Genomic DNA, 22992 nt, shown 5'->3' with positions numbered 1-22992 from the left:
GCGCACCCGCATGTCTGCATGTCCACGACGAAGCCACGCTCCTCCCCACCCTGGGATGCGGCCGTGGCCGGACGTGTCTCATGCCACTGCCCAGGAGTCGATCAAGGTAGTCGATTCGAAGGGCGAAGCGTGGCCAAGAAGCAAGGTGCCATCGAGATCGAGGGCACTGTCGTCGAGTCTCTGCCGAACGCCATGTTCAAGGTCGAGCTCCAGAACGGCCACCAGGTCCTGGCACACATCAGCGGCAAGATGCGGATGCACTACATCCGTATCCTCCCTGACGACCGGGTCGTGGTGGAGCTGTCTCCGTACGACCTCACCCGTGGCCGGATCGTCTACCGATACAAGTAGATCCCGCCCCGCCCCTCCCGTGGGGCGTGGCGCTGACCCGGAGAACCTCAATCCCATGAAGGTCAAGCCGAGCGTCAAGAAGATCTGCGACAAGTGCAGGGTGATCCGCCGTCACGGCCGGGTCATGGTCATCTGCGACAACCCCCGCCACAAGCAGCGCCAGGGCTGACGCAGCAGGACCGCACCCTCTGCCCATCGCAGAGCTTCGCGCGACGCAGCACGATACGCACCATCGACGTACATACGCAGGACCCGTCACTCCCCGTGGCCGCATGCGGCCGTGGAGGACGACACCCCCGGTTCGGAGGCCGGGGACCCACGGCGTACCGACTCCCCGGCACCCGCGCCCACGGCCGGGACCGGAGGGAACGGCGGGTGGGAGCGGCCCTGCGGAAGACCTCCGAAGACCAACTGGAGCCATTGCATGGCACGCGTTTCCGGTGTCGACATCCCGCGCGACAAGCGCGTGGAGGTCGCCCTCACCTACGTGTTCGGCATCGGCCGGACCCTCTCCCAGCAGACGCTGGCCGCCACCGGAGTCCACCCCGACACCCGCGTCCGTGACCTGTCCGAAGAGGACCTGGTCAAGATCCGCGAATATGTCGACGGCAACTTCCGCACCGAGGGCGACCTGCGCCGCGAGATCCAGGGCGACATCCGCCGCAAGATCGAGATCGGTTGCTACCAGGGCCTGCGGCACCGCCGCAACCTGCCCGTCCACGGGCAGCGCACCAGCACCAACGCCCGCACCCGCAAGGGCCCGCGTCGCGCGATCGCCGGCAAGAAGAAGCCGGGCAAGAAGTAGTCCTCAGCGGTCGATCGACAGCGAACGCTGCGGGACCGACCACCTCCACGGGAGATTTATATGCCTCCGAAGGGCCGTCAGGGCGCTGCCAAGAAGGTGCGCCGCAAGGAAAAGAAGAACGTCGCTCACGGGCACGCCCACATCAAGAGCACGTTCAACAACACCATCGTCTCGATCACCGACCCCACGGGCAACGTGATCTCCTGGGCCTCCGCCGGCCACGTCGGCTTCAAGGGCTCGCGCAAGTCCACCCCCTTCGCCGCGCAGATGGCCGCCGAGTCGGCCGCCCGTCGCGCGCAGGAGCACGGCATGCGCAAGGTCGACGTCTTCGTGAAGGGCCCCGGCTCCGGCCGGGAGACCGCGATCCGCTCCCTCCAGGCCACCGGCCTTGAGGTCGGCTCCATCCAGGACGTCACCCCCACCCCGCACAACGGCTGCCGTCCGCCGAAGCGGCGCAGGGTCTGACCCCCCCTCCCGGCGCACCCCCCGCGCGAGCGGAGGTGGGCCGCGGCACAGGGGCCGAACCCCGCGTCCCTGACGCGAGGAGCCTCCGGATACGGGTGGCGGGTCCGTTTCGGGCGCGTCACCCGTACCCTTGCAGTACCCCGCGCGGTCGGCCGCGCGGACCGTCGGGCGTCAAATAGCGGGCGTCCACGACTGAAGGATCTGATCCACACATGCTGATCGCTCAGCGTCCCTCGTTGACCGAAGAGGTCGTCGACGAGTTCCGCTCCCGGTTCGTGATCGAGCCGCTGGAGCCGGGCTTCGGCTACACCCTCGGCAACTCGTTGCGCCGTACCCTCCTCTCCTCGATCCCGGGTGCGGCGGTCACGTCCATCCGTATCGACGGCGTGCTGCACGAGTTCACCACCGTGCCGGGCGTCAAGGAGGACGTCACCGACCTCATCCTCAACATCAAGCAGCTCGTCGTCTCCAGCGAGCACGACGAGCCCGTCGTGATGTACCTGCGCAAGCAGGGCCCCGGCCTGGTCACCGCCGCCGATATCGCCCCGCCGACCGGCGTCGAGGTGCACAACCCCGACCTCGTCCTCGCCACCCTCAACGGCAAGGGCAAGCTGGAGATGGAGCTGACCGTCGAGCGCGGCCGCGGCTATGTCTCCGCCGTGCAGAACAAGCAGGTCGGCCAGGAGATCGGCCGTATCCCGGTCGACTCGATCTACTCGCCGGTGCTCAAGGTCACGTACAAGGTCGAGGCGACCCGTGTCGAGCAGCGCACCGACTTCGACAAGCTGATCGTCGACGTCGAGACCAAGCAGGCCATGCGGCCCCGCGACGCGATGGCGTCCGCGGGCAAGACGCTGGTCGAGCTGTTCGGCCTCGCGCGCGAGCTGAACATCGACGCCGAGGGCATCGACATGGGCCCGTCGCCGACGGACGCCGCGCTCGCGGCGGACCTGGCGCTGCCCATCGAGGAGCTGGAGCTGACGGTCCGCTCCTACAACTGCCTCAAGCGCGAGGGCATCCACTCCGTGGGCGAGCTGGTGGCCCGCTCGGAGGCGGACCTCCTCGACATCCGTAACTTCGGCGCCAAGTCGATCGACGAGGTCAAGGCGAAGCTCGCTGGAATGGGTCTTGCCCTTAAGGACAGCCCGCCTGGATTCGACCCCACGGCTGCGGCTGACGCCTTTGGGGCCGATGAGGATGCGGACGCCGGGTTTGTTGAAACCGAGCAGTACTGATCGTTCCCTGGGGTGGGTGGTCGCCGTTGGTTTGCGGCTGCCCGCCGCCGGGGGTCTGTAGCCTCCGTCGCCGAAAGCTCGTCCTCAAACGCCGGACGGGCTTGATGTGTGGCGGAGGCTGCTCGTCAGTGAGAGCCGTGGGGCTCGATGTGGCGAGGTGTAGCCCAGGGGCGACCGCCTCTGGGGACTGTTGCCGGTACCTGGTACGGCCGGTGCAGATGTGAAGGAGAAAGAGCAATGCCCAAGCCCACCAAGGGTGCTCGTCTGGGCGGCAGTGCCGCGCACGAGCGGCTGATCCTGTCGAACCTGGCCAGGTCGCTGTTCGAGCACGGACGGATCACCACCACCGAGGCCAAGGCCAGGCGGCTGCGTCCGTACGCCGAGAAGCTGGTGACCAAGGCCAAGAAGGGCGACCTGCACAACCGTCGCCAGGTGCTCCAGGTCATCACCGACAAGAGCGTCGTGCACACCCTGTTCACCGAGATCGGTCCCCGTTACGAGAACCGTCCCGGTGGCTACACCCGCATCACCAAGATCGGCAACCGCCGCGGGGACAACGCCCCCATGGCAGTGATCGAGCTGGTCGAGGCGCTGACGGTGGCCCAGCAGGCGACCGGCGAGGCCGAGGCCGCGACGAAGCGGGCCGTCAAGGAGGACGCGGCCAAGCAGGACGCCAAGCCCGAGACGCCCGAGGTCGAGGACGCCAAGCCCGCGACCGCCGAGGTCGAGGACGCGGCCCCCGAGGACGCGAAGCCCTCGGAGGACTGACGGGTCCTGAGCGTTGTGGCGGGTCCGTTCCCCCGGGAACGGGCCCGCTTCCCTTTTCTACGGTGGTTCCTACGGTGGTTCAGGAGTGCGCGTGGTCGTTCGGGTGCGGCTGGGGATTTCGTACGACGGCTCAGGCTTCGCCGGCTGGGCGCGGCAGAAAGAGGGGCAGCGGACCGTCCAGCAGGAGATCGAGGACGCGCTGCGGATCGTGACCCGCTCGGGCGGGACGGTGTACGAGCTGACCGTGGCGGGGCGCACCGACTCCGGAGTGCACGCCAGGGGCCAGGTCGCGCACGTCGACCTGCCCGACGAGGTGTGGGCGGCCCACCGGGAGAAGCTGCTGAAGCGGCTCGCGGGCCGGCTGCCCGCCGACGTACGGGTGTGGGAGGCGACCGAGGCGGCGCCCGGCTTCGACGCCCGCTTCTCCGCGGTCTGGCGGCGCTACGCCTACCGGATCACCGACCACCCCTCCGGCGTGGACCCGCTGCTGCGCGGGCACGTGCTGTGGCACGACTGGCCCCTCGACGTCGACGCCATGAACGAGGCGGCCCGCGGGCTCCTCGGGGAGCACGACTTCGCCGCGTACTGCAAGCGCAGGGAGGGCGCCACCACCATCAGGACCCTCCAGGAGCTGAGCCTGCTGCGGGGCGGCGACGGGATCGTCACGGCGACGGTGCGCGCCGACGCCTTCTGCCACAACATGGTGCGCTCCCTGATCGGCGCCCTGCTCTTCGTGGGCGACGGCCACCGGCCGCCCGACTGGCCGGCGAAGGTGCTGGCGGCGCGGGTGCGGGACTCGGCGGTCCATGTCGTACGGCCGCACGGGCTGACCCTCGAAGAGGTCGGCTACCCCGCCGACGAACTGCTCGCCGCCCGCAGCCGCCAGGCCAGGAACCGGCGCACCCTGCCGGGCGGGGGCCCCGCGGCGGGCTGCTGCTGAGCGGCCGCCGCCACCCGCCGCCGGGCGGCCGCCGTGCTGCCGCGCGAGCGCCCGTGGGCTACTGCTCCTTGGCCGCCTGCGACGCCTGGATCTCGCCGCGGTGCCTGATCTGCCGGAAGGCGTACTCGCCGAGGTCGTCGGTGGCGGTGAAGACGTCCGCGTCCTTCTCGGTGACGTCCTTGCCCGAGGTGTAGCCACCCACCGTGAAGTAGGCGTAGCGGCCGGTGAAGTTCACCGTGGTGCGGCAGACCTTGGTGTTGCAGAAGCCGGGGACGCCGTGGCCCGCGAGGGAGTCCACGTTGCCCTTCGACGCCTGCTGCGTCGTCTTGCGCGCCTGCGACTCGGTGTCGAAGACCGCGACGCCGACGGTGACCGCGAGCCCCTTGTCAGGGGTGTAGGTGGCGCGCAGCAGCCGGGTGCAGTCGTTCTTCTTCAGCACGTCCACCAAGGGGCCCTTGGCCGCCGAGCCGCAGTTCCCGGTGTCGGCGGTGGCGCCCCTGGTGTAGCCGTGGTCGCTGACCGTGATCTTCGCGTCGGGGAAGAGGTTCCCGGGGCTGAGCGGCGCCTTGTCCTTCTTGGCGCTGGAGATGAAGTCGGCGGGGTCGGGCGGCGGCGGGGGAGTGGTCGCGGCGAAGCTGGGGCCGGGGCTGCGGCTGTCGGTGGGCGGTATGTCCGCGGTGGCCGGCAGCTTGCCGTCGGGCTTGTCCGCGGTGTCGCTGCCGCCGGTGGAGACCACGGCGACCGCGACGACGGCGGCGACCACGGCGGTGGCGAGCGCCCCGCCGCCGATCATCAGCCATCTGCGGCGGCGGGCGCGGGCCGCGGACTGCTCGGCCATGGCCGCCCAGTCCGGGGTCGCGGTCCCCGCCCCGGAGTCCCAGGGCGTCGCCGCGGGCCGCTGGACCTGTGTCGGCTGCTGGGCGGACGACTCCTGCGGCAGGGGCTGTCCCCCCGGCTGCCGCGGGGCGTCGTACCAGGGGGCGCCGCCCTGGTCCTGCCCGGTGCTGCGGGGATCAGGCTGCTGCGGCCGCTGCCGCGGGTCGTCTCCCCCGGAACCCCACCCGGGTCCCCCCTGCCCAAAGCTCATGGCGCCCATGTTATGCGGGCCGGCACCCGTCTGGAACGTGTGTCTCCCCTTCGACACCTAGCCTCAACGCCGTTGGTATCGAGGGGGAGTGGGGCCGTGGCAGGGGTCGTGGTGCGGAGGAGGGAGCGGGCCCGCCGGGTGCGGGGGTGCGGGGGCGGGGTGAGACGGGCGGTAGGCCGCCGTGGGGCCCGGGGTGGGGGGCCGGAGGCGTTTTGACCCGCGGGGCGGGGCCTCGGTATCCTTCTGGTTTGTTATGTGTATTGGCTTTCTCATTCTCACGTGAGGGGCCCTTACACCGGTCCACCGGGCCGATGACCAGCGGCCTGCACTCGGTTGCGTCACCGATGTGCGGCCAGGGCTGTCGTGATCGTCCGTGGTGGCCTTGTCAGGACCCTGTCCCCATCACTTGAGAAGCGAAGGCTACGAACCGTGCGTACGTACAGCCCCAAGCCAAGCGACGTGACGCGCCAGTGGCACGTCATCGACGCCCAGGACGTCGTCCTCGGCCGCCTGGCGTCCACCGCCGCCAGCCTCCTGCGGGGCAAGCACAAGCCGATCTACGCGCCGCACGTCGACACCGGTGACTTCGTCATCGTCATCAACGCCGACAAGGTGCACCTCTCCGGCAACAAGCGGACCCAGAAGCTGGCCTACCGCCACTCCGGATACCCGGGCGGTCTCCGCTCCGTCCGCTACGACGAGCTGCTCGCCAAGAGCCCCGAGAAGGCCATCGAGAAGGCCGTCAAGGGCATGCTCCCGAAGAACACCCTCGGCCGTCAGATGCTCACCAAGCTGAAGGTCTACGCGGGCGACCACCACCCGCACGGCGCCCAGCAGCCGGTGCCGTTCGAGATCACCCAGGTCGCGCAGTAAGTCCGGCCACCCCCAAGACTGAAGAGAATCAGAGGAGCATCGTGGCCGAGACCACCGCAGAGCAGCCGATCGAAGAGCCCGTCAACGGGGCCGAGGTGACGGACCTGGCGGACGTCGAGCAGTACACCACCGAGTCCGAGGCGCCCGTCGAGGGCGAGTACACCACGGAGTCGCTGTCCTCCCGCTTCGGCGAGCCCCAGCCCGCCGCGGGCCTCGGACGCCGCAAGAACGCCATCGCCCGGGTGCGCATCATCCCCGGCAGCGGCAAGTGGAAGATCAACGGTCGCACCCTGGACAACTACTTCCCGAACAAGGTGCACCAGCAGGAAGTCAACGAGCCCTTCAAGGTGCTCGAACTCGAAGGCCGTTACGACGTCGTCGCCCGTATCGCGGGCGGCGGGGTCTCCGGGCAGGCCGGGGCGCTGCGCCTCGGCGTGGCCCGCGCGCTCAACGAGGCCGACGTGGACAACAACCGCGGCCCCCTCAAGAAGGCCGGGTTCCTGCGCCGCGACGACCGTGCGGTCGAGCGGAAGAAGGCCGGTCTGAAGAAGGCCCGCAAGGCCCCGCAGTACAGCAAGCGCTGATCGGGGCCGCCGTACCGGCACCCCCGCCGCGCCCCCGGGCGCGCGCGGCCCGGCGCCCGGTACGGCGGCGTCCGCAGCACCCCTCCGCCCCGGGGGCACCTCCCGTGCCACCGGGGCGGACGCGTCGTGCCCGGCGGTCCTCACCGCACATTCACGTCCCGCCCTCGCGGGTACGCGGCCACCCATGGCGTATAACGGCACAAGACGCTCACGCGCCCGCGCGAGCGGACCCGGCACCGTCCACACGCCCGCCGGGCCCCGCGGGCGGTCGCACCAAGGGCCGCGGCCCGGATCGAAGCAGCAGATCGAGGCGGAGGACAGCAGTGGGACGACTCTTCGGCACGGACGGTGTACGCGGCGTGGCCAACGCGGATCTCACGGCCGAGCTGGCGCTCGGCCTGTCCGTGGCGGCGGCGCACGTGCTCGCGGAGGCGGGCACCTTCGCAGGGCACCGGCCGGTCGCCGTGGTCGGCCGCGATCCCCGGGCCTCCGGGGAGTTCCTGGAGGCCGCCGTCGTCGCGGGCCTCGCCAGCGCCGGGGTTGACGTGCTGCGCGTCGGTGTGCTGCCGACCCCCGCCGTGGCCCACCTCACCGGCGCGCTCCGTGCCGACCTCGGCGTGATGCTGTCCGCCAGCCACAACGCCATGCCGGACAACGGCGTCAAGTTCTTCGCGCGCGGCGGGCACAAGCTCGCCGACGATCTGGAGGACAGGATCGAGCAGGTCTACGAGGAGCACCGCACCGGCGCCCCCTGGGACCGCCCGACCGGCGCCGGGGTGGGCCGGGTGCGGGACTACGGCGAGGGCTTCGACCAGTACGTCGCCCATCTCGTCGGCGTGCTGCCGAACCGGCTCGACGGCCTGAAGGTCGTCCTCGACGAGGCGCACGGCGCCGCCGCCGGGGTCTCGCCCGAGGCGTTCTCGCGGGCCGGTGCCGACGTCGTCACCATCGGCGCAGAACCCGACGGGCTCAACATCAACGACGGCTGCGGCTCCACCCATCTCGACCTGCTGAAGGCGGCCGTGGTGGAGCACGAGGCCGACTTCGGCATCGCCCACGACGGCGACGCCGACCGCTGCCTCGCCGTCGACCACACCGGCGCCGAGGTGGACGGCGACCAGATCCTCGCCGTCCTCGCGCTCGCGCTGCGCGAACGCGGCGCGCTGCGCGAGAACACCGTCGTCGCCACCGTGATGTCCAACCTCGGCTTCACCCTCGCCATGGAGCGCGAGGGCCTGTCCCTGGTGCAGACCGCGGTCGGGGACCGCTATGTGCTGGAGGAGATGAAGCGGCACGGCTACGCGCTCGGCGGCGAGCAGTCAGGGCACGTGATCATCCTCGACCACGCCACCACGGGCGACGGCACCCTCACGGGACTGATGCTGGCCGCCAGGGTCGCCGCGACCGGCCGCACCCTGGCATCGCTCGCGTCGGTGATGACCCGGCTGCCGCAGGTGCTGATCAACGTGCCGGACGTGGACAGGAGCCGGGTGCACAGCTCGTCCGAGCTGTCCGCCGCCGTCGCCGAGGCCGAACGCGAACTCGGCGCCACGGGCCGCGTCCTGCTGCGCCCCTCGGGCACCGAGCCGCTGGTGCGGGTGATGGTCGAGGCCCAGGACCTGGACCAGGCCCGCACGGTGGGCCAGCGCCTGGCGGACGTCGTCAAGGCCACCCTGGGCTAGCACGGTCGTATCGGGGCCCGGGGCGAGGCCGGGGCCCGCGTCGGCGGCCCTCAGAGCTTGCGCAGCCGTACCCGCCGCACCTTGTGGTCGGCGCCCTTGCCGAGCACCAGGGTCGCGCGGCCCCTGGTGGGCGCGATGTTCTGCGCCAGGTTGGGGCCGTTGACGGTGCGCCAGGTCGAGCGGGCGTACGCCAGCGCCTCCTCCTCGGGGACCGCCGTGTGCCTGCGGAAGTACGAGGACGGGTCCTTGAAGGCGGTGCGCCGCAACTGCCGGAAGCGCTCCAGGTACCAGCGCTCGATGTCCTCGGTGCGGGCGTCCACGTACACGCTGAAGTCGAAGTAGTCGGCGAGGCCCACCCTGGTGCGCCCGTCGGGCGCGGGCACGGCGGGCTGGAGGACGTTCAGGCCCTCCACGATCAGGATGTCGGGGCGGCGCACCGTCTGCCGCCCGCCCGGCACGATGTCGTACGTCAGATGCGAGTACACCGGCGCCGACACCTCGTCGCGCCCCGCCTTCACCTCCGCGACGAACCGCAGCAGCGCCCGCCGGTCGTACGACTCGGGGAACCCCTTGCGCCGCACCAGGCCACGCGCCTCAAGATCCCGCAGCGGCAGCAGGAAGCCGTCGGTGGTGACCAGCTCCACCCTCGGGTGCTCCGGCCAGCGGGTCAGCAGCGCCCGCAGCAGCCTGGCCACCGTCGACTTGCCGACCGCGACGGACCCGGCCACCGCTATCACGAACGGGGTGCCCGGCTGGCTGCCTGACTCCCCGAGGAAGGTGTTGAGGGCGCCGCGCAGCCCATGGCTCGCGGTCACGTACAGGTTGAGCAGCCGGGAGAGCGGCAGGTAGACGTCCCGCACCTCGTCGAGGTCCACGGCGTCGCCGAGCCCCCGCAGCCGCTCCACCTCCCCGGCGGTCAGCGGCAGCGGCGTCCGCTCGCGCAGCGCGCTCCACTCGGCGCGGCCGAGGTCGACGTACGGGCTCGGGGCCGCGGGGCGGCCGGTGCGGACGCCGGGCGACGGCGGCCCGGCGGGCGGGCTCAGGGGGTGCGGGGGAAGCGGTGACACAGGTTGCACGGTACGAGTGGGGCCCCGGGGCCGCGCGGAGGGGTGCGGGGCGCGGGGGTGCACCGGGCCGTATCGTGCCGTTTATGTGTGGAATCGTAGGTTATGTCGGTGGACGGTCGGCCCTCGACGTGGTGCTCGCGGGGCTGAGACGGCTCGAATACCGGGGCTATGACTCCTCGGGAGTGGCGGTGCTCGGCGGCCACGACGGGCTGGCCTCGGCGCGCCGCGCGGGCAAGCTGGTCAACCTGGAGAAGGCGCTCGCGCAGCGGCCGCTGCCTCCGGGCACCACGGGCATCGGGCACACCCGCTGGGCCACCCACGGCGCCCCGACCGACGGCAACGCCCACCCCCACCTCGACAACGCGGGCCGGGTCGCGGTCGTCCACAACGGCATCATCGAGAACTTCGCGGCCCTGCGCGCCGAGCTTGCCGGGCGCGGCCACCGGCTGCCCTCGGACACCGACACCGAGGTGGTGGCCCATCTGCTCGCCGAGGAGTACGCGGCCGTGCGGGACCTCGCCGCCACGATGCGGCGGGTGTGCCTGCGGCTCGAAGGGGCGTTCACGCTGGTCGCGGTGCACGCGGACGCGCCGGGCACGGTGGTCGGGGCGCGCCGCAACTCGCCGCTCGTGGTGGGGGTCGGCGACGGCGAGTACTTCCTCGCGTCCGACGTCGCCGCCTTCATCGCGCACACCAGGTCCGCGATCGAGCTGGGCCAGGACCAGGTGGTGGAGCTTGGCCAGGGCGGCGTCACGGTCACCGGGCTCGACGGGCGGCCCGCCGAGGTGCGCGCGTACCACGTCGACTGGGACGCCTCGGCCGCCGAGAAGGGCGGCTACGACTACTTCATGCTCAAGGAGATCGCCGAGCAGCCCAGGGCCGTCGCCGACACCCTCCTCGGCAGGATCGACGCGGCCGGCTCCCTCACCCTCGACGAGCTGCGCATCCCGGCCGCCGAACTCCGCGAGACCGACAAGGTCGTCATCGTCGCCTGCGGCACCGCCTTCCACGCCGGGCTCATCGCCAAGTACGCGATCGAGCACTGGACCAGGGTGCCCTGCGAGGTGGAGCTTGCCAGCGAGTTCCGCTACCGCGACCCCATCCTCGGCCCCCGCACCCTGGTCGTCGCGATCTCCCAGTCGGGCGAGACCATGGACACCCTGATGGCGCTGCGGCACGCCAGGGAGCAGGGGGCGCGGGTGGTCGCCATCTGCAACACCAACGGCTCCACCATCCCCCGCGAGTCCGACGCCGCCCTGTACACCCACGCGGGGCCCGAGGTCGCCGTCGCGTCCACCAAGGCGTTCCTCACCCAGCTCGTCGCCTGCTACCTGGTGGCGCTCTACCTGGGGCAGGTGCGCGGCACCCAGTGGGGCGACGAGATCAGGGCCGTGATCAGGGACCTCGCCGGGATCTCCCGGTCCGTCGAGCGGGTCCTCGACACCATGGAGCCGGTACGGGAACTCGCCCGCTCCCTCGCGGACAAGCGGACGGTGCTCTTCCTCGGCCGGCACGTGGGCCACCCGGTCGCGCTCGAAGGCGCCCTGAAGCTGAAGGAGCTGGCGTACATGCACGCCGAGGGCTTCGCGGCGGGCGAGCTGAAGCACGGCCCCATCGCGCTGGTCGAGCCGGACCTCCCGGTGGTGGTGATCGTGCCGTCGCCCGGCGGCAGGTCGCTGCTGCACGACAAGATCGTGTCCAATATCCAGGAGATCAGGGCGCGCGGCGCACGTACCGTCGTCATCGCCGAGGAGGGGGACGAGTCCGTCGTCCCGTACGCCGATCACCTGATCAGGGTCCCGGCCACCCCGACCCTGCTGCAACCGCTGGTCACGACCGTGCCGTTGCAGGTGTTCGCCTGCGAACTCGCCACGGCCAGGGGCAACGAGGTCGACCAGCCGCGTAATCTCGCCAAGTCGGTGACGGTGGAGTGAGCGGCGTGGCGGTGGGCCGCGGGGCGCGGGGATGAGGCGTGATGATCATCGGGGTGGGGATCGACGTGGCCGGTATCGACCGGTTCCGGGCGGCGGTGGAGCGGACCCCGGCCATGCTCGACCGGCTCTTCCTGCCGGAGGAGATCCTGCTGCCGGGCGGTGAGCGGCGCGGTTACGCGTCACTCGCCGCCCGGTTCGCGGCCAAGGAGGCCCTGGCGAAGGCGCTGGGCGCGCCGCCCGGCATGCAGTGGACCGACGCGGAGGTGTGCGTCGAGCCGGGCGGCCGCCCCTGGCTGCGGGTCACCGGCACGGTGGCCGCCCGCGCGGACCGGCTGGGCGTCCGCTCCTGGCACCTGTCGCTCAGCCATGACGCCGGGGTGGCCTCGGCTGTGGTCATCGCGGAGGGGTAGCGGGCGGGGATTCACCGGTTGTGGGGTGGTACGCCTTGTCGAACCCGCCGTAGCCGGGGGAGGCCGCGGCGCCGCGACAGGGGCGTGGCGCTCGCGCGCGGTTCGCCCTTACGTGCTTTTCGTGGGCGGGCGGCCGAACACCCCCCGTACGCCGGGCGGCTGACGGCGGGCCTGAGGCGCACGGCGCCGGGGCCCGGGGCAGACTCGTGGCATGCGTACTGCTTATGACGTCCAGACCGTGAGGGCGGCGGAACGCGCGCTGCTGGACCGGCTGCCCGAGGGCGAGCTGATGCGGCGCGCCGCCACCGGACTCGCCGTGGTCTGCGCGGAAGTGCTCGGCCGGGTGTACGGGACCCGGGTCGTCCTGCTCGTCGGCAGCGGTGACAACGGCGGCGACGCCCTCTACGCCGGGGCCGCGCTCGCCCGCCGCGGCGCCGGTGTCACCGCCCTGCTGCTCAGTCCGGAACGCGCCCACCCGGGCGGCCTCGCGGCGCTGCGCGCGGCGGGCGCCGCGGCCGCCCCCGTCGGCGACGCGGACACCGCCACCGCGCTGATCGCCCGCGCGGACCTCGTGGTGGACGGCATCGTGGGCATCGGCGGCAGCGGCGGGCTGCGCCCCGCCGCGGTCCCACTCGCCGAGGCCGCCGCGGCCTCCCGCGCCGCGGTGGTCGCCGTCGACCTGCCGAGCGGGGTCGACGCCGACAGCGGCCGGGTGCGCGGGGCCGCCGTGCGCGCCGACGTCACCGTCACCTTCGGCACCCACAAGCCCGGCCTGCTGATCGACCCCGCGCGGGAGTACGCGGGCGTGGTCAGGCTCGTGGAGATCGGCCTCGCGCTGCCCGTGCCGCCGCTGCTCGAAGCCGCCCAGCACGCCGACATCGCCGCCCTGCTGCCGCGCCCCTCCGCGGAGAGCGACAAGTACCGGCGCGGTGTGGTCGGCATCGTCGCGGGCTCCGAGCGGTATCCGGGCGCGGCGGTGCTCTGTGTCGCCGGGGCCCAGCACGGCGGCGCGGGCGCGGTGCGCTACGCGGGCCACGCGGCGGACGCCGTGGTCTCCCGCTTCCCCGAGACGCTGGTGTCCCAGGGGCCGCCCGCGAAGGCGGGGCGGGTGCAGGCGTGGGTGGTAGGACCCGGGCTCGGCGACGACGCGGCGGCGGTCGAGGAGGTGCTGGCGCAGAGCGTGCCGGTGCTCGTCGACGCCGACGCGCTGCGGCTCGCGCCGGTCGGTGCGGTACGGGCGCGCAGCGCGCCCACGCTGCTGACACCGCACGCGGGCGAGGCGGCCGCGCTGCTGAACACGGCCCGCGAGGAGGTGGAGGCGGCCCGCCTCGACGCGGTCCGCGAACTCGCCGCCCGCTACGGCGCGACCGCCCTGCTGAAGGGCTCCACCACCCTGGTCGCCGACGAGGGCGCCGCCGTGCGCGTGAACCCGACAGGCACCCCCTGGCTCGCCACCGCGGGCAGCGGCGACGTCCTCTCCGGTGTCACCGGCTCCCTGCTCGCCGCCGGGCTCGACGCCAGGGACGCCGCCACCGTAGGCGCGTATCTGCACGGCCTTGCCGCCAGGGAGACGGCCGACGCCGCCCCCATCGGCGCCCTCGCGGTGGCGGCGGGGCTGCGCGCGGCGTGGCGTGGGGTGGCCGCGGGGGAGTGAGCGGGGTGCCTCGGGCCCGTCCGGCTGCGGGAGGCGGGGCGTCTGTGGCGGGAGGGGCATCCGCTGCGGGGACCTGTGGCGGGCTGCCCGCGCCTGCGGCGTGCTGCCCGTGTGCCGGGACGCCCGAGCCGGGTTGCGCGCCTCGCGCCCGCCCCGCCGGGCGCGAGGCGCGCGGGCAGTGTCACGCGGGCTCCCCGCCACTCCCGCGCGCCCGCCGCGCGCCGGGCCCGCCACGCTCGCGCCGCGCGCGGCGCCCCCCGCAGGGAACGGGCGTACGCTCCCGCGAAGGCGCGAGCCGCCGCGCCCCTGCGGACCCGCCGAGCGGCGGCGGTGGCCCCGGGGCGGGGCGTCGGGGTCCGGCCATCTCCATTTGCGAGACTTGCGACATGAGAGGGAGCGAGCCAATGCGCGCGTGGGCGGACATCGACCTGGCGGCGATCAGGAACAACGTACGAGCGCTGCGCTCCCTCGCGCCCACCGCGGCCTTCATGGCGGTGGTGAAGGCAGACGGCTACGGCCACGGCATGGTCCCCTGCGCGAAAGCGGCCCTGGACGCGGGCGCCACCTGGCTCGGCACCGCCACCCCCGAGGAGGCGCTCGCCCTGCGGGCGGCCGGTATCGGCCCCGACAGGGCGCGCGTGCTGTGCTGGCTGTGGGCGCCTGGCGACCCCTGGCGGGAGGGCGTCGAGGCCGGTCTCGACCTGTCCGTCGGCGGCCGCAGGGCGCTCGACGAGGCTATCGGGGCCGCCCGCGCCGTGGGGCGCACCGCCAGGGTGCAGTTGAAGGCGGACACCGGGCTCGGCCGCGGCGGCTGCCAGCCCGCCGACTGGCCGGAACTCGTCGCCGCCGCCCTCGCCGCCGAGGCCGACGGCCATATCCGTATCACCGGTCTCTGGTCCCACTTCGCCTGCGCCGACGAGCCCCACCACCCCTCCATCGCCCCCCAACTCGCGCTGTTCCGGCGGATGACGGACCACGCCGTGGACCGCGGCGCCCGCCCCGAGGTGCGGCACATCGCCAACTCGCCCGCCACCCTCACCCTCCCCGAGGCCCACTTCGACCTGGTGCGCCCCGGCATCGCGATGTACGGCATCTCCCCGAGCCCCGAGATCGGCACCCCGGAGGACTTCGGACTGCGCCCCGCGATGACGCTGTCCGCCGCGCTCACCCTGGTCAAGAAGGTCCCCGGGGGACACGGCGTCAGCTACGGCCACACCTATGTCACCCCCGGCGAGACCACCCTCGGCCTCGTCCCCCTCGGCTACGGCGACGGGGTGCCCAGGCACGCGTCCGACAGCGGGCCCGTCCTGGTGTCGGGCAAGCGGCGCACCGTCGCGGGACGGGTCGCCATGGACCAGTTCGTCGTCGACCTCGGCGGCGACGAGCCCCCCGAGGGCACCACCGCCGTGCTCTTCGGGCCCGGGGACTCGGGCGAGCCGACCGCGGAGGACTGGGCGCGCGCGGCGGGCACCATCGCGTACGAGATCGTCACGCGCGTCGGCGGCCGGGTGCCGCGCGTCCTGCATGAGTGACGGGCGCCCGCACGGGGGATGACCGCACGAGTGAGCGAGTGCCGTCCGCGTCCCGCGCGCGGGAGGCGGGGCGGAGCGGCACGAGACGGCCGGCAGGCAGGCACGAGGCACCGAAGGAGCGGCACGTGAGCGAGAGCAGCCCCGAGCCCACCGAGGCGGTGGAGACCGTCGCGGCGGTCGCGGACGCGTGGCGCAAGGCGGGCGTCGCGGGTGCCGCCATCGGCGTGGTCGCGGCGGGCGCCGCGGCGGGATTCGTCATCGAGCGGTTCACCTCGGGCCGCGGCATGCGCAGGAAGGCCCAGCTCGCCCTGGACGTCGCGGGCCCGTACGGCACGCTGCGCGGCGCCCCCGGCATGGCGTACGCGGACGACGGCACCGAGCTGTACTACGAGATCGACGAGGTGGAGCCGGACGGCGGGCCCACCGCGCGCCGCCGCAGGCTCTTCGGCCGCAGACGCCCGGCGCCCGAGGTCACCGTGGTGTTCTGCCACGGCTACTGCCTCACCCAGGACTCCTGGCACTTCCAGCGGGCCGCGCTGCGCGGCGTGGTGCGCACCGTGAGCTGGGACCAGCGCAGCCACGGCCGTTCGGGCCGCGGCGTGGCCCAGCGGGACGGCGCGCCCGTCACCATCGAGCAGCTCGGGCGTGACCTGCGGGCGGTGCTCGACGCGGCGGTCCCCGAGGGCCCCGTGGTCCTCGTCGGGCACTCGATGGGCGGGATGACGATCATGGCGCTCGCGGACGCCTTCCCCGAGCTGGTCAAGGAGCGGGTCGCGGGGGTCGCCCTCATCGGCACCTCGGCGGGGCGGCTCGGCGAGGTCAGCTTCGGCCTGCCGGTCGCGGGCGTGAAGGCGGTACGGCGGATACTGCCGGGGCTGCTGAACACCCTCGGCCGCCGCGCCGACCTGGTGGAGCGCGGCAGACGCGCCACCGCCGACCTCGTCACCCCGCTGATCCGGCACTACTCCTTCGCGCGCAAGGACGTCGACCCCGCGGTCGCCCGCTTCGCCGAGCGCATGCTGTCCGCGACCCCGGTGGACGTGGTCGCCGAGTTCTACCCGGCGTTCACCGACCACGACAAGGCCGCCGCCCTCGAACGCTTCGCGGAGCTGCCGGTCCTCGTCCTCGCGGGCGACCAGGACCTCATCACGCCGAGCGAGCACAGCGAGGCCATCGCGGGCCTGCTGCCCGAGGCAGAGCTGGTCCTGGTGCCCGAGGGCGGGCATCTGGTCATGATGGAGCACCCGGAGGCCGTCAACGACCGCCTGGCGGACCTCCTGGTGCGCACCGGCACCGCCGCCGGGGCCGCTACCGTGGGCCACTATGAACGAACCAGCTCCCGCCGCGCCGGAGGCCGAGGCGCCTGACGAGGCCCCCGCCGTACGGCTCACCGTCCCCACCGCCGAGCGCATGCGCGAGGTGGGCCTCCGGCTCGCCGGGCTGCTGCGGCCCGGGGACCTGGTGCTGCTCACCGGCGAGCTGGGCGCGGGCAAGACCACCCTCGCCCGGGGCCTCGGCGCCGGGCTCGGGGTGCGCGGCGCCGTCACCTCGCCGACGTTCGTGATCGCCCGGGTCCACCCCCCGCTCGGCGAGGGGCCCCCGCTCGTGCACGTGGACGCGTACCGGCTCGGCGGCGGGCTCGACGAGATGGAGGACCTCGACCTCGATGTGTCGCTGCCGGATTCCGTGGTGGTCGTGGAGTGGGGCGAGGGCCGGGTCGAGGAGCTGTCGGACGACCGGCTGCACGTGGTGATCGAGCGCCGTACCGGCGCCGCGCAGATCCCCGAGCACGCGGGCGACGCGGGCGACGAGGAGCGCACGGTGACCGTGTCGGGGCACGGCCCCCGGTGGGCGGGGGCGGCGCTCGGCGGGCTCTGAACGAGGGGGCGCCGTAAAACGCCTGTTGCGCGATGCCCCGCCCCCGTGGTCACATGGTCTGGTTAGGCTTACCTAACTAAGTCTCGTACGGAGGTGGCCGTGCCGATCCCCGAACCCGCGACGGCGGGAACGCCGCCCTCGATGAAGCAGTTGCTCGCGTCCTGCGCCGCGGCCCGCGCGATCTCCACACCGCCACCGCACCCGGCCTTCCAGCCGACCCACGAGCTGCCCGCCCGCGACCCCCACGCGGCCCGTGACACCCATGCGCCCCGCGATGCTCACACGGCCCGCGACGCCCGTACGGAACCGGCGCCGGACGACGAACCCGGGGCGGGAACGGACACCGCCCGAGCGGCCTGAGCGGCAGAGCACCGGGGCACCCCCGGCGGCAGCTCCCGCGGCCGCGGCTCGCTCAGGGAACGACCACGACCTTCTCGCCGACCTTGGCGAAGTTCCACATCGTGGTGCCGTCCTTGCGGGACTCCCTGATGCCGCCGGTGCGCTGTGCCGGGTCGGGCTTCGGCGTCGAGCCGTCGACCGCCGCGCTGAACCCGATCGTCACGCCGTCGACCACCGCGAACCTGACCACGTGCTCGATCTGCACCCCGTCCGAGCCCGGCGTCGCCGCCGAGCGCGAGGTGACGGTGAACTCGCCGACGTCCGGGTCGACCGTGCTCGGCGTCACCTCGAACGTGGACACCAGGTGCCCGCCGTCGTCGACCAGCCACACCCGGTCGGCGCCCAGCGAGTACACCACCCGCCCGCCGACCCCGGAGCCCGACGGCGGCTTCGTCGGCTCCTTCTTGCGCGGCGGCGCCTGCGTCCCGCTCGGCTTGCCGCCCGCGTGCGGCGGCGGCGCCTTGCCGAGCGAGTCGGGCACGTTCGCCGACGCCTGGTAGGCGAGGAAGCCGACCACCGCGACCGCCGAGGCCGTGAGCGCGGTCACGAACGTCGAACTGCTCTTCGGCATCCGCGTCACACTCCTCGGTTCGGCTTACGGCACCGCTTTCGAACGTGACGGTAGCAGCAGCGGGCCCCGTGCCACGGACGGACGAAGGGACCTTCCGGGAGCCGTAGGCTGTTGGTGTGCTGCTGCTCGCTCTGGACACCGCCACGCCCGCCGTCACCGTCGCGCTCCACGACGGCACGGAGGTACTCGCCGCCTCGACGGTGGTGGACGCCCGCAGACACGGGGAGCTGCTGATGCCCTCGGTCGACAGGACGCTCGCCGAGGCCGGAGTCTCTCTCGGCGACGTCACCGCCGTCGTGGCGGGCGTGGGCCCCGGCCCCTACACGGGCCTGCGGGTCGGGCTCGCCACCGCGGAAGCGTTCGGCCTCGCCCTCGGCGTGCCCGTACACGGCGTGTGCACGCTCGACGGGATCGCGTACGCGTACGGGACCTCGCACGGGCACCGCGGCGGCCCCTTCGCCGTCGCCACCGACGCGCGCCGCAAGGAGGTCTACTGGGCGCGCTACGACGACGCGCGCACCCGCGCGAGCGAGCCCGCAGTGGACCGCCCCGCCGACCTCGCGGAGCCCCTCGCGGGCCTGCCCGTGGCCGGGGCGGGCGCCCTGCTCCACCCGGACGCGTTCCCCGGCGCCGCACCGCCCGAGCACGTCACCGCAGGTGCGCTCGCCGCCCTGGCCGCCGAGCGGCTGGCCGCGGGCGCCGCCCTCGCGCCGCCGCGCCCCCTGTACCTGCGCCGCCCCGACGCCCAGGTACCCAGGAACTACAAGGTGGTCACCCCGCGGTGACCGCCCAGAACCCCGGCCTTCCGGTGCTGCGCGAGATGCGCTGGTGGGACATCGACCCGGTACTCGTGCTCGAACGCGCGCTCTTCCCCGACGACGCCTGGTCACGCGGCATGTTCTGGTCGGAACTGGCCCACGCGCGCGGGCCCGGCTCCACCCGCCGCTACGTGGTCGCCGAGGCCCCCGAAGGACACGAGCGGCCCGGGGCACTGCTCGGCTACGCGGGCCTCGCCGTCTCCGGCGACCTCGCCGACGTCCAGACCATCGCCGTCGACGGCGACCACTGGGGCACCGGGCTCGGCGCCCGCCTCCTCGCCGAACTGCTGCGGCACGCGACCGCGTTCGAGTGCGCCGAGGTCATGCTCGAAGTGCGCGTCGACAACACCAGGGCGCAGAAGCTCTACCACCGCTTCGGCTTCGAGCCCATCGGCGTGCGCCGCGGCTACTACCAGCCCGGCAACGTGGACGCCCTCGTCATGAGGCTCGCCGACCCCGCCCTCGCCCGCGCCACGGAAACCCCCGCGGACGGCCCAGCGAAGCACGCGCCGGGCGACGGCGCGGAAGGAACCGACACCCATGGCTGAAGAACCCCTCGTCCTCGGCATCGAGACCTCCTGCGACGAGACCGGCGTCGGCGTCGTACGCGGCACGACCCTGCTCGCCAACGCGGTCGCCTCCAGCGTCGACGAGCACGCACGCTACGGCGGCGTCGTCCCCGAGATCGCCTCGCGCGCCCACCTGGAGGCCATGGCGCCCACCATCGGCCGCGCCCTCAAGGAGGCCGGTGTCGCCCCCCGCGACCTCGACGGCATCGCGGTCACCGCGGGCCCGGGGCTCGCGGGCGCCCTGCTCGTCGGGGTCGCCGCCGCGAAGGCGTACGCGTACGCGCTCGGCAAGCCGCTGTACGGGGTCAACCACCTGGCCTCGCACATCTGTGTCGACCAGTTGGAACACGGCGCCCTGCCCGAGCCCACCATGGCGCTGCTGGTCTCCGGCGGCCACTCGTCGCTGCTGCTCTCCTCCGACATCACCTCCGACGTCCGGCCACTCGGCGCCACCATCGACGACGCCGCGGGCGAGGCGTTCGACAAGATCGCCCGGGTGCTGCACCTCGGCTTCCCCGGCGGCCCCGTCATCGACCGCTACGCGCGCGAGGGCGACCCCGCCGCCATCGCCTTCCCCCGCGGCCTCACCGGGCCGCGCGACGCCCCGTACGACTTCTCCTTCTCCGGTCTGAAGACCTCCGTGGCCCGCTGGATCGAGGCGAAGCGTGCGGCGGGCGAGGACGTGCCGGTGCGCGACGTGTCCGCGTCCTTCCAGGAGGCCGTCGTGGACGTGCTGACCCGCAAGGCGGTACGCGCCTGCCGCGACGAGGGCGTGGACCATCTGATGATCGGCGGCGGAGTCGCGGCCAACTCCCGGCTGCGGGCGCTCGCCGCCGAGCGGTGCGAGCGCGCCGGGATCAGGCTGCGGGTGCCACGGCCCGGTCTTTGCACCGACAACGGCGCCATGGTCGCCGCGCTCGGCGCCGAGATGGTCGCCCGCGACCGCACCCCCTCCGCGCTCGACCTGCCCGCCGACTCCTCGTTGCCCGTCACGGAACCCCACGTCCCGGGCGCGCCCGGGACGCACGCGCACCCGCACGACCACTCCGCCGCCCACCAGGCGAGCGGCGCGAACCTGTACCCGGCGGACGACACGGGGAACCAGAACGAGAGGAAGGCAGCGGTATGGCCGTCGCGTTGATGTGGGAGGCGCGTGCCGTCGAGGGTCGCGGCGCGGAACTGCTCGCCTGGGCGAGGGGGAGCACGCTGGCCCCCGCCCCGCTGCGCCGCGAGACCCTGACCGCGCCCGCCGACCGTGTCCTCGTCCTGACCTGGTGGGACGCCGCCTACGACGCCGACCTGCCGGAACTGCCCGAGCCGCCCGCCGACCTCCTGCACCGCCCCGTGCACCGCTGGCGCTTCGAGTCCGCGGACTGAGCACGCTCCGGGCAGGGGCCGAAAACCCCTGTACGTCAGATGGTCTGAAAAAAACTTCTGCCACGATGTCGCACCGGCCGCGTCCCGTTCGACGCACGGGGTGAGAGGCGGGGACCGACCCCGCCCCGCGGCCCCCCGCAGCGATGGGAGAAGAGCGCATGCCCCGCTATCTGCTGATCGTCGAGACCGACGAGAACAACGTGCCCGACGAGGCCCTGATCGAGCGCATGGACGCCCTGGTCGAGGAGATGACCGAGGCCGGCGTCATCACGCTCCCCGGCGGTGTGGGCGGCCTCAAGCCCACCGCCGACGCCACCCGGGTGCGTATGGAGGGCGGGGACCTGGCCGTCACCGACGGCCCGTTCACCGAGACCAAGGAGGTCGTCGGCGGCTACGTGATCCTCCAGACCGAGGACAGGGCCGGGGCCGTCGAGTGGGCCTCCCGCTTCCTGAAGGTCCACGAGGGCTGGACGATGACCGGCGAGATCCGCGAGATCCGCACCGCCTGACCCCCGGCGGCGCGACCGCGCGCCGCCGCCCCTGGCGTTTTGCCGGTGCGCGGGCACGGCTGCTGGGATGGGGCACCGTGACCCCCCAGCCTCCGCGCCCGCCCCGTGCCGCCACGCCACCGCAGGAGAACGTCCGCACCGCGGCGACCGTCGAAGCCGTCTTCCGCGCCGAGTCGCCCCGTATCGTCGCGGGCCTCACCAGAGTCGTCCGGGACGTCGGCAGCGCCGAGGAACTGGCCCAGGACGCCCTCGTCGCCGCCCTTGAGCAGTGGCCGAGGGACGGCGTCCCGCACAACCCGGGCGCCTGGCTGATGGCCACCGCACGGCACCGCGCCATCGACCTCGTACGCCGCCGCCTACGCTACGCGGGCCGCCTCGCCGACCTCGGCCGCCTCGCCCCCGCGCCCGGCGACGACCCCGCCGACCTCGACCCCGACGCCATCGACGACGACCCGCTGCGCCTCCTCTTCACCGCCTGCCACCCCGTGCTGCCCGCCCCCGCCAGGGTCGCCCTCACCCTGCGGCTGCTCGGCGGGCTCACCACCCGCGAGATCGCCCGCGCCCTGCTGACCGGCGAGTCCGCCGTGGCGCAGCGCATCGTACGGGCCAAACGGACCCTCGCCGCCCGGCGCGTACCGTTCGAGGTGCCCTACGGGCCCGACCGCGCCGCCCGCCTCGGCCCGGTCCTCGAAGTCATCTACCTGATCTTCAACGAGGGTTACGCGGCCACCGCGGGCGATGACCTGCTCAGACCCGCCCTCTGCGACGAGGCGCTGCGGCTCGCCCGAGCGCTGACCGGCCTCATGCCGCACGAGCCCGAGGCGCACGGCCTCGCCGCGCTGCTGGAACTCCAGGCGTCGCGCGCCGCGACCCGCACCGCGCCCGACGGCACGCCCGTCCTGCTCGCCGCGCAGGACAGGGCCCACTGGGACCGGCAGTCCATCAGGCGCGGCTACACCGCCCTGACCAGGGCGGGCCGGGCCGCCGCCGGGGCGCGGCCCGGCCCGTACACGCTCCAGGCCGCCATCGCGGCCTGCCACGCGCGGGCCGCCACCTACGAGGAGACCGACTGGCGGCGGATCGCCGCGCTCTACGCGCGCCTTGCCGCGCTCACCCCCACCCCGGTCGTCGAGCTGAACAGGGCCGTCGCCGTCGCCATGGCCGAGGGCCCGCTGGCGGGCCTCGCCCTGACCGACGCGCTCGCCACCGCCCCCGCGCTCGCCTCCTACCATCTGCTGCCCAGCGTCCGCGGCGACCTGCTGGCCAGGCTGGGCCGCACCGCGGAGGCCGCCGCCGAGTTCGCACGCGCGGCGTCCCTCACCCGCAACAGCAGGGAGGGCGAACTGCTGCGGCGCCGGGCACGGGAGTGCGGCGGCACGCGGCAGGCGGGGGCCGAGGCCACGGGCGGGCGGTACGCGGGCGCGCCGGTGTGAGCGCACGCGCGCGTGGTGCCCGGCGGGGCGTACGCGCGTGTGGGGCGCGGG

At 73.7% G+C, this 22992-nt stretch carries 26 protein-coding genes; 23 read left to right on the top strand and 3 right to left on the bottom strand.

Features of this window, described 5'->3' with window-relative positions:
- The first annotated feature begins 129 nt into the window (after positions 1-129).
- The 7 genes from infA to truA all read left to right on the top strand — a co-directional run bounded on the left by infA (position 130) and on the right by truA (position 4564).
- Positions 130-351, top strand: coding sequence for a translation initiation factor IF-1 (gene infA, locus ACIBIW_RS03560; protein ID WP_003948620.1), 222 nt, complete (start codon positions 130-132; stop codon positions 349-351).
- 55 nt (positions 352-406) lie between these two features.
- Positions 407-520 (top strand): 50S ribosomal protein L36, encoded by a 114-nt coding sequence (rpmJ, locus tag ACIBIW_RS03555; RefSeq protein ID WP_003974245.1) that lies wholly within the window; start codon positions 407-409, stop codon positions 518-520.
- Between the two features lie 255 nt (positions 521-775).
- Positions 776-1156 carry a 30S ribosomal protein S13 gene (rpsM, locus tag ACIBIW_RS03550; RefSeq protein WP_399331444.1) on the top strand — a complete coding sequence of 127 codons (381 nt, stop codon included), beginning with the start codon at positions 776-778 and terminating at the stop codon, positions 1154-1156.
- A gap of 60 nt (positions 1157-1216) precedes the next feature.
- Positions 1217-1621 carry a 30S ribosomal protein S11 gene (rpsK, locus tag ACIBIW_RS03545; protein ID WP_003948617.1) on the top strand — a complete coding sequence of 135 codons (405 nt, stop codon included), beginning with the start codon at positions 1217-1219 and terminating at the stop codon, positions 1619-1621.
- Between the two features lie 212 nt (positions 1622-1833).
- The gene (locus ACIBIW_RS03540; RefSeq protein ID WP_399331442.1) at positions 1834-2856 is read left to right on the top strand and encodes a DNA-directed RNA polymerase subunit alpha; all 1023 of its coding nucleotides are present in this window, start codon (positions 1834-1836) and stop codon (positions 2854-2856) included.
- Positions 2857-3093: 237 nt separating this feature from the next.
- Positions 3094-3624 carry a 50S ribosomal protein L17 gene (gene rplQ / locus ACIBIW_RS03535; RefSeq protein WP_399331440.1) on the top strand — a complete coding sequence of 177 codons (531 nt, stop codon included), beginning with the start codon at positions 3094-3096 and terminating at the stop codon, positions 3622-3624.
- Positions 3625-3715: 91 nt separating this feature from the next.
- Entirely contained in the window at positions 3716-4564 is an 849-nt protein-coding gene (gene truA / locus ACIBIW_RS03530) for a tRNA pseudouridine(38-40) synthase TruA (protein ID WP_399331438.1), read from the top strand.
- Between the two features lie 58 nt (positions 4565-4622).
- On the opposite strand, the gene ACIBIW_RS03525 is transcribed toward truA, so the two are convergent.
- On the bottom strand, positions 4623-5651 hold the full coding sequence (locus tag ACIBIW_RS03525) for a hypothetical protein (protein WP_399331436.1): 1029 nt from the start codon (positions 5649-5651) through the stop codon (positions 4623-4625).
- A 429-nt stretch (positions 5652-6080) separates the two neighbouring features.
- On the opposite strand from ACIBIW_RS03525, the gene rplM reads away from it, so the two are divergent.
- The 3 genes from rplM to glmM all read left to right on the top strand — a co-directional run bounded on the left by rplM (position 6081) and on the right by glmM (position 8790).
- Positions 6081-6524 (top strand): 50S ribosomal protein L13, encoded by a 444-nt coding sequence (gene rplM, locus ACIBIW_RS03520; protein WP_399331434.1) that lies wholly within the window; start codon positions 6081-6083, stop codon positions 6522-6524.
- Positions 6525-6565: 41 nt separating this feature from the next.
- The gene (gene rpsI / locus ACIBIW_RS03515) at positions 6566-7108 is read left to right on the top strand and encodes a 30S ribosomal protein S9 (RefSeq protein WP_399331432.1); all 543 of its coding nucleotides are present in this window, start codon (positions 6566-6568) and stop codon (positions 7106-7108) included.
- A 323-nt stretch (positions 7109-7431) separates the two neighbouring features.
- Entirely contained in the window at positions 7432-8790 is a 1359-nt protein-coding gene (gene glmM, locus ACIBIW_RS03510; RefSeq protein ID WP_399331430.1) for a phosphoglucosamine mutase, read from the top strand.
- A gap of 50 nt (positions 8791-8840) precedes the next feature.
- On the opposite strand, the gene coaA is transcribed toward glmM, so the two are convergent.
- Complete coding sequence (coaA, locus tag ACIBIW_RS03505) at positions 8841-9833, bottom strand: type I pantothenate kinase (protein ID WP_399331911.1); 993 nt, start codon at positions 9831-9833, stop codon at positions 8841-8843.
- 107 nt (positions 9834-9940) lie between these two features.
- Here coaA and glmS point away from each other — a divergent pair, with 107 nt between their 5' ends.
- From glmS to ACIBIW_RS03470, 7 genes are all read left to right on the top strand, one after another.
- Entirely contained in the window at positions 9941-11791 is a 1851-nt protein-coding gene (glmS, locus tag ACIBIW_RS03500) for a glutamine--fructose-6-phosphate transaminase (isomerizing) (RefSeq protein ID WP_399331428.1), read from the top strand.
- 41 nt (positions 11792-11832) lie between these two features.
- A complete protein-coding gene (locus tag ACIBIW_RS03495; protein ID WP_399331426.1) occupies positions 11833-12201 on the top strand; it encodes a holo-ACP synthase in 369 nt (122 codons plus the stop codon).
- A gap of 211 nt (positions 12202-12412) precedes the next feature.
- Positions 12413-13855 (top strand): NAD(P)H-hydrate dehydratase, encoded by a 1443-nt coding sequence (locus ACIBIW_RS03490; RefSeq protein ID WP_399331424.1) that lies wholly within the window; start codon positions 12413-12415, stop codon positions 13853-13855.
- A 386-nt stretch (positions 13856-14241) separates the two neighbouring features.
- Positions 14242-15387: an alanine racemase gene (gene alr / locus ACIBIW_RS03485; protein ID WP_399331422.1), complete on the top strand. Its 1146-nt coding sequence runs from the start codon at positions 14242-14244 to the stop codon at positions 15385-15387.
- Positions 15388-15512: 125 nt separating this feature from the next.
- The gene (locus ACIBIW_RS03480) at positions 15513-16754 is read left to right on the top strand and encodes an alpha/beta fold hydrolase (protein ID WP_399331420.1); all 1242 of its coding nucleotides are present in this window, start codon (positions 15513-15515) and stop codon (positions 16752-16754) included.
- On the top strand, positions 16711-17265 hold the full coding sequence (gene tsaE, locus ACIBIW_RS03475; RefSeq protein WP_399331418.1) for a tRNA (adenosine(37)-N6)-threonylcarbamoyltransferase complex ATPase subunit type 1 TsaE: 555 nt from the start codon (positions 16711-16713) through the stop codon (positions 17263-17265). Before ACIBIW_RS03480 ends, tsaE begins: the two co-directional genes overlap by 44 nt.
- Before the next feature lie 99 nt (positions 17266-17364).
- Complete coding sequence (locus ACIBIW_RS03470; RefSeq protein ID WP_399331416.1) at positions 17365-17625, top strand: hypothetical protein; 261 nt, start codon at positions 17365-17367, stop codon at positions 17623-17625.
- 52 nt (positions 17626-17677) lie between these two features.
- Here ACIBIW_RS03470 and ACIBIW_RS03465 read toward each other — a convergent pair whose 3' ends face one another.
- Positions 17678-18235 carry a hypothetical protein gene (locus ACIBIW_RS03465; RefSeq protein WP_399331413.1) on the bottom strand — a complete coding sequence of 186 codons (558 nt, stop codon included), beginning with the start codon at positions 18233-18235 and terminating at the stop codon, positions 17678-17680.
- 116 nt (positions 18236-18351) lie between these two features.
- Between ACIBIW_RS03465 and tsaB the strand changes: the two genes are divergently transcribed.
- The 6 genes from tsaB to ACIBIW_RS03435 all read left to right on the top strand — a co-directional run bounded on the left by tsaB (position 18352) and on the right by ACIBIW_RS03435 (position 22941).
- Positions 18352-19020, top strand: coding sequence for a tRNA (adenosine(37)-N6)-threonylcarbamoyltransferase complex dimerization subunit type 1 TsaB (gene tsaB, locus ACIBIW_RS03460; protein WP_399331410.1), 669 nt, complete (start codon positions 18352-18354; stop codon positions 19018-19020).
- Between the two features lie 35 nt (positions 19021-19055).
- Positions 19056-19601, top strand: coding sequence for a ribosomal protein S18-alanine N-acetyltransferase (rimI, locus tag ACIBIW_RS03455; protein ID WP_399331909.1), 546 nt, complete (start codon positions 19056-19058; stop codon positions 19599-19601).
- Positions 19594-20763, top strand: a complete 1170-nt coding sequence (gene tsaD / locus ACIBIW_RS03450; RefSeq protein WP_399331408.1) for a tRNA (adenosine(37)-N6)-threonylcarbamoyltransferase complex transferase subunit TsaD — start codon at positions 19594-19596, stop codon at positions 20761-20763. The genes rimI and tsaD overlap by 8 nt, the downstream gene beginning before the upstream one ends.
- A complete protein-coding gene (locus ACIBIW_RS03445; protein WP_399331406.1) occupies positions 20748-20999 on the top strand; it encodes a hypothetical protein in 252 nt (83 codons plus the stop codon). The genes tsaD and ACIBIW_RS03445 overlap by 16 nt, the downstream gene beginning before the upstream one ends.
- A gap of 158 nt (positions 21000-21157) precedes the next feature.
- Positions 21158-21508 carry a YciI family protein gene (locus tag ACIBIW_RS03440; protein ID WP_399331405.1) on the top strand — a complete coding sequence of 117 codons (351 nt, stop codon included), beginning with the start codon at positions 21158-21160 and terminating at the stop codon, positions 21506-21508.
- A gap of 77 nt (positions 21509-21585) precedes the next feature.
- A complete protein-coding gene (locus ACIBIW_RS03435; RefSeq protein ID WP_399331403.1) occupies positions 21586-22941 on the top strand; it encodes an RNA polymerase sigma factor in 1356 nt (451 codons plus the stop codon).
- The last annotated feature ends 51 nt before the right edge of the window (positions 22942-22992 follow it).

This window comes from Streptomyces sp. NPDC050560 (genome assembly GCF_044457285.1).
Lineage (GTDB): Bacteria > Actinomycetota > Actinomycetes > Streptomycetales > Streptomycetaceae > Streptomyces.
The sequence above is the reverse complement of the archived record's forward strand: the minus strand, read 5'-3'. Positions and strand labels throughout refer to the sequence as shown.